This is a genomic window from Acidimicrobiales bacterium (assembly GCA_035630295.1).
Taxonomy (GTDB): domain Bacteria; phylum Actinomycetota; class Acidimicrobiia; order Acidimicrobiales; family Iamiaceae; genus Iamia.
The window spans coordinates 1-10,901 of sequence record DASQKY010000039.1 but is presented as its reverse complement, the minus strand read 5'-3'; the positions used below and the strand labels follow the sequence as shown (position 1 = coordinate 10,901).

Sequence of the window (10,901 nt, the reverse complement as noted above, 5' to 3'; positions counted from 1 at the left end):
ATCCGCCTCCCGGTCCACGCCGGCGACACCCTGGCCCGCCTGCAGAAGGCCCGGGCCCGCCTGGAGCTCAAGCTGGGCCGCCCCGCCACCCTGGCCGAGCTGTCGGCCGAGGTCGAGATGCCCGAGGACAAGGTCACCGAGGCCCTGCGCTTCGCGGCCGAGCCCCTCTCGCTGTCCGAGCCCCTGCGGGAGGACGGCGACGCCGAGCTGGGCGACGTGGTCGAGGACCGCTCGGCCGAGTCGCCCTTCGAGGTGGCGGCCACCGCCCTCCTGCCCGAGGAGATCAACCGGCTCCTCGCCCCCCTGGACGACCGCGAGCGCGAGATCCTGAAGCTGCGCTTCGGCCTGGACCGGGGCGAGCCCCGCACCCTCGAAGAGGTGGGCGAGCACTTCAACCTGACCCGGGAGCGGATCCGCCAGATCGAGGCCCGGGCCATGTCGAAGCTGCGCCACCCGTCCTCCGACACCGGTGCCCGGGACCTGCTGGCCGTCTGAGGCCCCCCGGGGCCCCTGCCCCGAGATCGACACCGGAGCGGCACCCGCCCTACCGTGGCGCGCCATGGGGGAGACACCACGCGTCCACCGTCCGTTCACCATCGTGGCCGCCGGGGCGCTGGCCCTGTTGCTGGCCACCACCGTGGCCTGCGGGGGCGATGACGGCGACGACGCCGGCCCCTCGTCCTCGTCGGGCCCACCGACCACCGCCGATGGCGGAGCCGGCGGCGAGGCCGGGACCCTGGAGGTCCTGACCTACAACGTGGCCGGGCTGCCCCAGGAGATCTCCCAGGAGAACCCCGAGGAGAACATCCCCAAGATCAGCCCCCTGCTCCAGCCCTTCGACCTGGTGCTGACCCAGGAGGACTTCGACTACTGGGTGCCGGGCGGGCTGGCCGACGGCCTGGACTTCACCCACTACCACGAGCGGCTCCTGGCCGACAGCGGCCAGCCCCACTCCCTCGACCGCCACCCCGGGGCCGAGGCGGTGGGCCTCGACCTGGCCACCCGACCCAACCTCCAGGCCGGCGACGGCATCGGCATCATGTCCCAGCTGGCGCTGGCCGACCAGGAGCGGGTGCCCTGGGCCGACTGCTTCGGCGAGCTCGACCCCAGCGACGGCGGGGCCGCCGACTGCCTGGCCATGAAGGGCTTCGCGGTGGCCACCGTCACCCTGGGCGGCGTCGAGGTCGACGTCTACTCCCTGCACGGCGAGGCCGGCAGCAGCCCCGACGACCAGCGCCTCCAGGCCGAGGACTACGAGCAGCTGGCCGCCTTCATCGAGGAGCGCAGCGCCGGGCGGCCCATCATCCTCGGCGGCGACACCAACCTCCACCTCGACCCCGAGCACGAGGACTCCGGCGGCGACGCCGATGCCACCATCTGGGCCGACTTCCTGGAGCGGACCGGCCTGGTCGACGCCTGCGACGAGGTGGGCTGCGACGACACCCACATCATCGACAAGGTGGCCGTCCGCAGCAGCGACGACCTGACCCTCACCGCCGAGGCCCACGACATCCCGCGGGACACCTTCGTGGACGAGGACGGCGAGGACCTCAGCGACCACGCCCCGGTGCACGTGACCATCGGCTGGAGCCTGGCCGGCTGACCCGGTTCGGTGGCCGGCGGCGTCCCCGCCGGTGGCCGGGGCCGGGCCCGAGGTCTAGGGTGACGCCATGGTCAAGAAGCTGATCCTGCTCGCCCTCGTCGCCGCGCTCGGCACCCTCGCGTTCAAGAAGCTCCGCGCCGTCTGACGTCCCGACTCCCCGGCGCCCGCGCTCCCGACGTCTCCGGACGGCGGTGCCGCGGGCGTCGTCGCGCCCGGCCCGGGGTGGTGGCCCGGCCCCGCCCCCCGGCCTGGAGGGCGGCCCGGCCCAGCGCCGGGTCGGCTCCCGGAGCTCGCCCACCAGGCGGGCCAGGCCCGAGATCTGCTGGGCGGTGGTGGCCACGCTGCGCTCCCGCCGCAGCCACCACCAGACCACGGCGCCGGCCGCCGCCGTGGCCGCCAGCCCGCCGCCCACGGCGGCGGTGGGGCCCGGCGGGGGCATCGGCACCCGCTCCCGCAGCGGCACCTTGTGGGTGAACCATCGGACCTCCCAGCCCCGGTCGGCGGCCACCTTGGCCAGGTCGCGGTCGGGGTTGACGGCCACGGGGTGGCCGACGACGGCCAGCATGGGCTCGTCGGTGATGGAGTCCGAGTAGGCGTAGGAGGCGGCCAGGTCGATGCCGCGCTCGGCCGCCACCGCCTTCATGCGCGTCGCCTTGTGGGGGCCGTAGGCGTAGAACTCGACGTCCCCGGTGTAGCGCCCGTGGGCATCGACGCGAGCCCGGGTGGCGATGGCCTCGTCGACGCCGAGGTGGCGGGCCAGGGGCAGCACGATCTCCTCCGGTGAGGCGGAGATGAGGTACACCCGCCGCCCGGCGGCCTGGTGCTCGCGCAGCAGCGCCACCGCCTCGTCGAAGACGATGGGCTCGATGACCTCCTCCAGGGTCTCGGCCACGATGTCGCGCACCCGGGCCTGGTCCCAGCCCGCGGTGAGGGCCAGCACCTTGGCCTGCATGCGGGCCATCCGCTCCTCGTCGGCCCCCAGGTAGAGGTAGATGAGCTGGCCGTAGAGGGCGCGCAGGAGCAGCCACCGGTTGAGCAGCCCGGCCCGGTAGAGGGGCTTCCCGAAGGCGACCATCGAGGCCTTGGCGATCACCGTCTTGTCGAGGTCGAAGAAGGCGGCCTCCATGCCGCCACCGTACGGGTCGGGCCGGCCCGGTGGTCCATCGCCCCGGCGGTGCCGGCCCACGCCGACGGGCCCAGGGGCCGCCGGGCGGCGGCCACCTCCGGGTGGGTTTCGGTGCCGGCGGGGCCGGGCACACCGGGGGCTCGCTTCCCCGGCTGTGAACGTCCCCTCCGTCTCGCGCCCGGGAGGCCCCCGTGTTCGTCACCTGCTGGTCGGTGAAGGGCGGGGCCGGCACCACCGTCGTGGCCGCCGCCCTCGCCACGTCCCTCGCCCGTCACCACGCCGCCTCCGGCGGCGCCCTGCTCGTCGACCTGGCCGGCGACGTGCCCGCCGTCCTGGGCCTGCCCGACCCCCGTGACCCCGGCCTCACGGGGTGGACGCGGGCCTCAGCCGAGGTGGCGGGCGACGCCCTGGCCCGCCTGGAGCTGTCGGTCGGCTCCCACCTCGCCCTCCTGCCCCGGGGCACCGGTGCGCCCGGCCCCGCGGCCCGCCACTCGGTGCTGGCGGGGCTCCTGGCCGCCGATGCCCGGCCCGTGGTGGTCGACGCCGGGGTGGTCGGGCATGACTCGCCCCACCTGCCGCTGGTGGCCGAGGCGTCGCGCTCGCTGCTCGTCACCCGGGCCTGCTACCTGGGGCTCCGGCGGGCCCTCGACGCGCCGGTGCGCCCCTCGGGCGTGGTCCTGGTGGCCGAGCCGGGGCGCTCGCTGGGCCTGGACGACGTCGAGCACGTGGTCGGGGCCCCGGTGGTGGCCCAGGTCCCGGTCGACCCGGCCGTGGCCCGGGCCGTCGATGCCGGCATCCTGGTCCGCCGGCTGCCCCGCACGCTGCACCGCTCGCTGCGGAGGGCGGCGTGACCGGCGTCGACACCGTCCCGGCCGATACCGGCTCGGCCGGCGCTGGGCCGCGGGCCGTGGTGGCCGAGGTGGCGGTCGTCCCCGTGGCCCGTGACGACACGGGCCGGGCGGTCGAGGCGGTGGTGCACGAGCGGGTCCTGGCCGCGCCGTCCATCTCGGCGGCCCTGGTGCCCGACGTGCTCGGGGGGCTGGTGCGCGAGGTGGCCCCGCTGCTGCCGCCGCCCGAGGTCGACGCCGTGGTGGCCCGGGTCCGGGCCCGGGCCACCGGCCTCGGGGTGCTGGAGCCGCTGCTGGCCGACCCCGAGGTCACCGAGGTGATGGTCAACGGGCCCGGGCCGGTGTGGGTGGAGCGCCGGGGCCACCTGGTGGCCACGGGCGTGGTGGTCGACGGGCCCACGGCCCACCACCTGGTGACGCGGGTCCTGGCCCCGGTGGGGGCTCGGGCCGACCGCAGCAGCCCCCTGGCCGACGCCCGCCTGCCCGACGGGTCGCGCGTCCACGTCGTCGTCCCGCCCCTGGCCGTCGACGGGCCCTGCATCACCATCCGCAGGTTCGGGGCCCGGGCCGTCCCCCTCTCCGCCTTCGCCGGGCCGCCGGTGGTCGCGCTCCTGCGCCGGGCCATCGAGGAGCGTCGCCAGGTGCTGGTCAGCGGGGGGGCGGGGGCGGGCAAGACCACGCTGCTGAACGCCCTGGCCGCCCACATCGCCCCTTCGGAGCGGGTGGTCACGGTGGAGGACGCGGCCGAGCTGCGCCTGCCGGGTCCCCACGTGGTCCGGTTGGAGGCCCGGCCCCCGTCGCCGGAGGGCACCGGCCAGGTGACCATCCGCGACCTGGTGCGGGCCGCCCTGCGGATGCGGCCCGACCGCATCGTGGTGGGCGAGGTCCGGGGGGCCGAGGCCCTCGACATGTTGCAGGCCATGACCACCGGGCACGACGGCTCGCTCAGCACGTGCCACGCCAACAGCCCACTCGATGCCCTGCGGCGGTTGGAGATGATGGTGCTCACCGGGGCCGACCTGCCGCTGGCCGCGGTGCGGGAGCAGATCGCCAGCGCCGTCGACCTGGTGGTGCAGGTGGCCCGCGGCCCGGGCGGAACCCGGGGCATCGTGTCGGTGGCCGAGGTGGTGCCCGACGGTGCGCCCGGTCGGCGCGTCCGCCCGGTGGCCACCCACGACGACGTCCTGGCCGCCCTCGCCCGGCCGGCCCGAGCACCTGGGCGCGACCGGTGAGCGTGGTGGTCGTCGTTGCCGCTGCCCTGCTGTCCGTGGCCGCCCTGGCCCGCGGCCTCGCCGTGGGCGCCGTGGCCCCGTCAGCCCCGGGGGCCGGACCGGTGCCGGGTCCCACCCCCGCTACCCGACCTGCCCTGCCGGGCCGGTGGGCGACGGCCCTGGCCGACGCCGGTGTGGATGGTGATCCCCGCCGCTGGGCCCGCCTCGGCGTCGCCGCGGTGGCCGGGGCCTCGGTCCTCGGGGTCGTGGTGGGAGGCCCGGGTGGGGCGGTGGCGCTGCCGGTGGTGGCCCTGGCCGGCAGCGCGGTCGGGCTTCGGGCCGCAGCCGGGCGGAGCACCCGGCAGGCCGACGCCACCTTGCCCGAGCTGCTGGAGCAGGCGGGGCGCGCTCTGCGGTCCGGGGTCGACCTGGTGCCGGCCCTGGCCCAGGCGGCCACGGCCGTCGGCGGGCCCCACGGCCAACAGGTGCGCTCCGCCGCGGGCCGGGTGGCCGGAGGGGCACCGCTGGCCGTGGCCCTGGCCCCGTGGGCCGACGACCACCCCCGCCGGGCCGTGCGCCTGGTGGTGGCCGCACTCGAGGTGGCGGTCGACGGAGGGGGCGCTCGGGCCCGGGCCCTCGACGGCGTGGCCGCCACGCTCCGGGACCAGGCTGCCCTGGCTGACGAGATCCGGGCCCTGGCCAGCCAGGCCCGGGCGTCGGCCGCCGTCCTCGTCGCCCTGCCCGTGGTGTTCGGGGTGGTGGGGTCGGCCGCCGACCCCCGCTTGGCCCACACCCTGCTCGGCACCGCGCCGGGGGTGGCCTGCGTGGCCGGCGCCCTGGTGCTCGACCTGGCCGGCGCCTGGTGGATGCACCGGATCGTGAGCGGGGGGCCGGGACGGTGAGCAGGTGGCTCCCGCCCGCCCTGGGGCTGGCCTCGGCCCTCGTGGTCCTGGGCGCGGCCTCGATCGGCCGACCGCGCCCCGTCCGGCCCCCGCCGGGCCGGGGTCGTCCGCACGGCGGACGGCCCGGACCCGCCGGCCGGCTCGGCGCCGTGCTGCGCCGGGTGGCCGGGCGCCCGCCAGACCGGGCCGCCGACCGGGTCGTGGGCCGGGCCCTGCTGGCCTCGATCGTCGTGCTGGTGGTGGCACCGGCCCTGCTGCCGGTGCCGTGGGTGCTGGCCGCGGTGGTGCCGCACCGGGCCGCCCGGCGGGAACGCCGCCGAGCCGTGGAAGCCTGGGCCGAGGCCGTGCCCGACACCGTGGACCTGTTCGGCCTGGCCCTGGCCGCCGGCGTGACCGTGCCCGGCGCCCTGGCGCTCGTCGCCCCGCGAGCGCCACCGCCGCTGGGGCCGGCGCTCGTCCGGGCCGAGGTGCGGTTCCGCCACAGCGAGCCCCTCGACGTCGCCCTGGCCCGGGTGGTCGACGCCTCGCCGGCGGCTCGGCCCCTGGTCTCGGTCCTGGTGGCCGCCCACTGCGACGGAGCCCCGGCGGCCGGCCCCCTGGCCCGCGTGGCCGATGAGCTGCGCGCCTCCCGACGCCGCCAGGCCGAGGGGCGCGCTCGCCAGGTCCCGGTCCGCATGCTGTTCCCGCTGGTGGGTTGCACGCTGCCGGCCTTCGTGCTGGTCACCGTGGTGCCCGCCGTGGTGGCCGCCCTGGCCGACCTCCAGCGCTGACCGCGGCCGCCGGCGCTGATCGGCGACCCGCCGGCACCGTCGAGCGGTGGCCGCCTCGTGGGCCCCGGCCACCGCCCTCGTGGCTCCGGCCGCCCGTCTCGTGGCTTCGGCCACCGCCGTCATGGCCCTCGCGGCCCCGCGCGGCGCGGCCCGTCGCCTCCTCGCAGGAGCACCCATGTCCCTAGACCTGATGTCCCTCCACCTCACCGTCCTGGGCCGCCACGCCCTCCGCACCCTCGGAGCCCGGTGGCGCACCGCCTGTCGGGGCCCCCGGGAGGGGGGCCAGGCCACCGCCGAGTACGCCCTGGTGCTGCTGGGGGCGGCGGTGGTGGCCATCGCCCTCGTCACGTGGGCCACCCGATCGGGCCGCATCGGCCAGTTGTTCGACGCCGTCTTCGACGAGCTCCAGGGTCGCCTGTGACCGGCTCCGCGGCACCGCCTCGTCGGGCGGTGAGCGGGCAGGCCACGGTCGAGATGGCCATGGCCCTGCCTGTGCTGCTGCTGGGCGTGCTGCTCCTGGTGCAGGCGGGGCTGGTGGTCGCCGGCCACGTGGCCACCGTCCACGCCGCCCGGGAGGCGGCCCGGGCCGTGGCCGTCGACGGCCGGCCCGGCGTGGCCGGGGCGGCGGTGGCCGACACCGGCCGGCCGGGGTGCGCCACCACCGTGGACCGGCCGGCGTCGCCCGGGGCCACGCTCCGGGTCGTGGTGGCCTGTCCCGTCCCCACCGACGTGCCGGTCATCGGGCCGTTGGTGCCCACCGTGACGGTGCGGGCCGGCGCCTCCATGCGGGTCGAGCGGTGAGCTGCGTGGGCACGGCGCCACCAGGGGCGACGGCCACGGAGGGCGGCGGTCCGCTGGCGGTGCAGGGAGGATTCCCCCGCACTCCGTCGAACTCGTGTGCCCATGGGGAGATCCCGGTGTCCGGCCCGAGCGGGGGACGGGCCGGGCTCCGGGACGGGGGGGGAGGCGAGTCAACCCGCGGGGCCGCGACCGGTCGGTGGGTGGGGCCCTAGAGTCACCCCATGGACGAGCGCCTCGCCCGGGTCGGACGGGCGGCGTGGTGGCTCACCGGCATCGTGCTGGTGGTGGCCATCGTCGGCGTGGTGGCCTGGTACTTCCGGGTCATCTTCCCGCCCCTGGTCTTCGCCGGGGCCATCGTCTTCCTGCTCAACCCCATCGTCTGCTTCCTGGAGCGCCGGGGCCTGCCCCGCCTCCTGGGCGCCACGGTCGCCTACCTGGTCGTGGCCCTGCTCTTCGTCGGGCTGGGGGCCATCCTCTACCCCCTGATCGCCGGCCAGGCCGACCAGGTGTCGGAGCGGTGGCCCGAGCTGCGACGCGACGCCACGGAGTGGATCGACGACATGTCGGCCCGGTCCGACCGGGACAACTGGCCCATCCACGTCCCCACCGTGCAGGAGATCGAGGACCAGGCCGGCCCGGACGAGGACCAGCAGATCACCGACCAGGTCCAGACCCTCCGGGAGTTCGCCACCCAGGCCTTCCACGTCGGCATCATCTTCATCATCGGGCCGTTCCTGGCCTTCTACCTCCTCATCGACCTGCCCGAGGTGCGCCGACGGGTCGAGGAGCTGATCCCCGACCGGTCCCGGGACGAGGTGCTGTTCATCGCCCACCGCCTCAACGCCGCGGTCGGGGGCTTCTTCCGGGGCCAGCTGGCCGTGGCCGTGATCGTGGGCGTCATGGCCTCGATCGGCCTGCGGGCGGTGGTCAACCTGCCCCTGTGGCTGGTGGTGGGCATGATCGCCGGGCTGTTCAACATGATCCCGCTCATCGGTCCCTGGGTCGGCGCCGTGCCCGGCATCGTGGTGGCCCTGGCCACCAAGGACGTCAAGGCCGCCATCGGCGTGGCCCTGGTCATGCTGGTGGTGCAGCAGATCGACAACCACTTCATCACCCCCACCGTCATGCGGCGGGCCGTCCAGCTCCACCCCGCCGCGGTGATGATGGCCCTGCTGGCCTGGGGCACCGTGGGGGGCTTCTTCGGGTTGCTGCTGGCCGTCCCCCTCACCGCCACCATCAAGATCCTCGGCGGCCACCTGTGGCGGAAGTGGGTGGTGGGCACCTCGGTCCCCGGCCTGGACGAGCCCTACCCCGACGCGGCGGCCAGCGCCCAGGAGGACGTCCCCGACGCCGCGCTTGAGGACGACGACGACGGGGGCGCCGCTACCATGCCCCCCACGTCCCCGCACAGGAGCAGCCCAGCCCGATGAGCGTCACCGTCCGTGTCCCGACCACCTTGCGCACCCTCACCGGGGGCTCGGCGGAGGTGTCGGTCGACGGCAACACCGTCGCCGAGGTCCTCGACGGCCTCGAGGGCGCCCATCCTGGCTTCAAGGAGCGCCTGCTCGACGACGGGGGTCAGCTCCGGCGCTTCGTCAACGTGTTCGTGGCCGACGACGACGTGCGCTTCCTGGACGGCCTGGCCACCGCGGTGCCCGACGGCGAGACCGTCGCCATCATCCCCGCCGTCGCCGGCGGCTGAGCTTTCGGCGCCCGACCGGCGCCCGACCGGCGCCGCCCCGGCGGCCCCGCACCCTTCAGCGCCCTTCGGCGCGCCTGGGCCGCGCCGCCCGCGGCGTTAGCACTCTGCCTGCCCGGTTGCTAACGGCGGGCGGAGGTGGTTGGCTATTGGCACTCTCCGTGTGAGAGTGCCAATCGACCACGATTCTGGAGGAACCAGGGGATGGCCAAGATCATCGCCTTCGACGAGACGGCCCGCCGGGCCCTCGAGTCCGGCATGAACCAGCTCGCCGACGCCGTCAGCGTGACGCTCGGCCCCAAGGGCCGCAACGTCGTCCTGGAGAAGAAGTGGGGCGCTCCCACCATCACCAAGGACGGCGTCAGCGTCGCCAAGGAGATCGACCTCGAGGACCCCTACGAGCGCATCGGCGCCGAGCTGGTCAAGGAGGTCGCCAAGAAGACCGACGACGTGGCCGGTGACGGCACCACCACGGCCACCGTCCTGGCCCGGGCCCTGGTCCGCGAGGGCCTGCGCAACGTGGCCGCCGGGGCCAACCCCATGGCCCTCAAGAAGGGCATCGAGGCCGCGGTCGAGGCCGCGGTGGCCTCCCTGTCGGCCTCGGCCCGGGAGATCGACTCCAAGGACGACATCGCCTCGGTGGCCTCCATCTCGGCCAACAACGACCCGGAGATCGGCGGCTTCATCGCCGAGGCCCTCGACAAGGTGGGCAAGGACGGCGTCATCACCGTCGAGGAGTCGAACACCTTCGGCCTCGAGATGGACCTGGTCGAGGGCATGCGCTTCGACAAGGGCTACATCTCGCCCTACTTCGTCACCGACACGGATCGCATGGAGGTCGTCCTCGACGACGCCCTGATCCTGTTCTTCGCCGGCAAGATCACCTCGGTCCGCGACCTCGTCCCGGTCCTCGAGAAGGTCATGCAGGGCGGCCGCCCGCTGGCCATCATCGCCGAGGACATCGAGGGCGAGGCCCTGGCCACCCTCGTGGTCAACAAGATCCGCGGCACGTTCAAGAGCACCGCCGTCAAGGCCCCGGGCTTCGGTGAGCGCCGCAAGGCGATGCTCCAGGACATGGCCATCCTCACCGGCGGCCAGGTCATCTCCGAGGAGGTCGGTCTCAAGCTGGAGAACGTCACCCTCGACCTGCTCGGTTCGGCCAAGCGCGTGATCATCACCAAGGACGAGACCACGATCGTCGAGGGTGCTGGCACCGAAGACGACATCAAGGGCCGCATCAACCAGATCAAGGCCGAGATCGAGAACACCGACTCGGACTACGACCGGGAGAAGCTCCAGGAGCGTCTCGCCAAGCTGTCCGGCGGCGTGGCCGTGCTCAAGGTCGGCGCCGCCACCGAGGTGGAGCTGAAGGAGAAGAAGCACCGCATCGAAGACGCCGTGTCGACGACCAAGGCGGCCATCGAAGAAGGCGTCGTGCCCGGCGGCGGCGTGTCGCTGCTCCGTGCCCAGGCGGACGTCTTGGCTGCGGCCGAGGGTCTGTCGGGTGATGAGGCCACCGGTGCTCGCATCGTCGCCAAGTCGCTCGAGGCTCCGATCAAGCAGATCGCCGAGAACGCCGGTCTCGAGGGTGGCGTCGTGGTCGAGCGGGTTCGCTCGCTCAGCGGGGCCGAGGGCCTCAACGCCGCCACCGGCGTGTACTAGGACCTGGTGAAGATCGGCGTCATCGACGCCGCCAAGGTCACCCGCTCGGCCCTGCAGAACGCAGCGTCGATCGCCGCCCTGTTCCTCACCACCGAGGCCGTCATCGCCGACAAGCCCGAGCCCGCCCCGGCCATGCCCGGCGGCGGCGGCGGAGACATGGACTTCTGAGCTTCTGACGCTCCTCGCTCCCGCTGACAGGGAGCGAGACTCCGAAGAACCGCCGACGAGGCCCCGGTCCGACGACCGGGGCCTCGTCGCGTCACCGGTGGGTCACGGGCC

General features: G+C 75.3%; 11 protein-coding genes and 1 pseudogene. 11 read left to right on the top strand and 1 reads right to left on the bottom strand.

The annotated features are described in order from the left end of the window. Nucleotides 1-495 (top strand): sigma-70 family RNA polymerase sigma factor (locus tag VEW93_09760; protein ID HYI62075.1); only part of this gene is annotated, 495 nt, incomplete at its 5' end. Between the two features lie 64 nt (nucleotides 496-559). Then, nucleotides 560-1,603: an endonuclease/exonuclease/phosphatase family protein gene (locus tag VEW93_09755; GenBank protein HYI62074.1), complete on the top strand. Its 1,044-nt coding sequence runs from the start codon at nucleotides 560-562 to the stop codon at nucleotides 1,601-1,603. Here the strand turns inward: VEW93_09755 and VEW93_09750 are convergent. Beyond that, nucleotides 1,551-2,729 (bottom strand): HAD-IB family hydrolase, encoded by a 1,179-nt coding sequence (locus VEW93_09750; protein HYI62073.1) that lies wholly within the window; start codon nucleotides 2,727-2,729, stop codon nucleotides 1,551-1,553. The two genes, VEW93_09755 and VEW93_09750, sit on opposite strands and share 53 nt — an antisense overlap. Before the next feature lie 191 nt (nucleotides 2,730-2,920). On the opposite strand from VEW93_09750, the gene VEW93_09745 reads away from it, so the two are divergent. The 9 genes and pseudogenes from VEW93_09745 (at nucleotide 2,921) to groL (ending at nucleotide 10,790) form a co-directional block, all read left to right on the top strand. After that, nucleotides 2,921-3,580 carry a cellulose synthase operon protein YhjQ/BcsQ gene (locus tag VEW93_09745; protein ID HYI62072.1) on the top strand — a complete coding sequence of 220 codons (660 nt, stop codon included), beginning with the start codon at nucleotides 2,921-2,923 and terminating at the stop codon, nucleotides 3,578-3,580. Next, on the top strand, nucleotides 3,577-4,809 hold the full coding sequence (locus VEW93_09740; GenBank protein HYI62071.1) for a CpaF family protein: 1,233 nt from the start codon (nucleotides 3,577-3,579) through the stop codon (nucleotides 4,807-4,809). The genes VEW93_09745 and VEW93_09740 overlap by 4 nt, the downstream gene beginning before the upstream one ends. Further along, nucleotides 4,806-5,690, top strand: coding sequence for a type II secretion system F family protein (locus VEW93_09735; protein HYI62070.1), 885 nt, complete (start codon nucleotides 4,806-4,808; stop codon nucleotides 5,688-5,690). Before VEW93_09740 ends, VEW93_09735 begins: the two co-directional genes overlap by 4 nt. 149 nt (nucleotides 5,691-5,839) lie before the next feature. After that, nucleotides 5,840-6,460, top strand: coding sequence for a type II secretion system F family protein (locus VEW93_09730; GenBank protein ID HYI62069.1), 621 nt, complete (start codon nucleotides 5,840-5,842; stop codon nucleotides 6,458-6,460). A 175-nt stretch (nucleotides 6,461-6,635) separates the two neighbouring features. Beyond that, a complete protein-coding gene (locus VEW93_09725) occupies nucleotides 6,636-6,881 on the top strand; it encodes a hypothetical protein (GenBank protein ID HYI62068.1) in 246 nt (81 codons plus the stop codon). 29 nt (nucleotides 6,882-6,910) lie between these two features. Beyond that, on the top strand, nucleotides 6,911-7,261 hold the full coding sequence (locus VEW93_09720) for a TadE/TadG family type IV pilus assembly protein (protein HYI62067.1): 351 nt from the start codon (nucleotides 6,911-6,913) through the stop codon (nucleotides 7,259-7,261). A gap of 221 nt (nucleotides 7,262-7,482) precedes the next feature. Continuing rightward, a complete protein-coding gene (locus tag VEW93_09715) occupies nucleotides 7,483-8,691 on the top strand; it encodes an AI-2E family transporter (GenBank protein HYI62066.1) in 1,209 nt (402 codons plus the stop codon). Next, nucleotides 8,688-8,963: a ubiquitin-like small modifier protein 1 gene (locus tag VEW93_09710; protein ID HYI62065.1), complete on the top strand. Its 276-nt coding sequence runs from the start codon at nucleotides 8,688-8,690 to the stop codon at nucleotides 8,961-8,963. The genes VEW93_09715 and VEW93_09710 overlap by 4 nt, the downstream gene beginning before the upstream one ends. Nucleotides 8,964-9,164: 201 nt before the next feature. Further along, nucleotides 9,165-10,790 (top strand): annotated as a pseudogene (gene groL / locus VEW93_09705) (chaperonin GroEL). The last annotated feature ends 111 nt before the right edge of the window (nucleotides 10,791-10,901 follow it).

Excerpts from the sequence above, each read along its gene's own strand:
- VEW93_09755 (HYI62074.1), top strand. The coding sequence starts at position 560 with ATGGGGGAGACACCACGCGTCCACCGTCCGTTCACCATCGTGGCCGCC.
- VEW93_09750 (HYI62073.1), bottom strand. The coding sequence starts at position 2,729 with ATGGAGGCCGCCTTCTTCGACCTCGACAAGACGGTGATCGCCAAGGCC.
- VEW93_09725 (HYI62068.1), top strand. The coding sequence starts at position 6,636 with ATGTCCCTAGACCTGATGTCCCTCCACCTCACCGTCCTGGGCCGCCAC.
- VEW93_09715 (HYI62066.1), top strand. The coding sequence starts at position 7,483 with ATGGACGAGCGCCTCGCCCGGGTCGGACGGGCGGCGTGGTGGCTCACC.
- VEW93_09710 (HYI62065.1), top strand. The coding sequence starts at position 8,688 with ATGAGCGTCACCGTCCGTGTCCCGACCACCTTGCGCACCCTCACCGGG.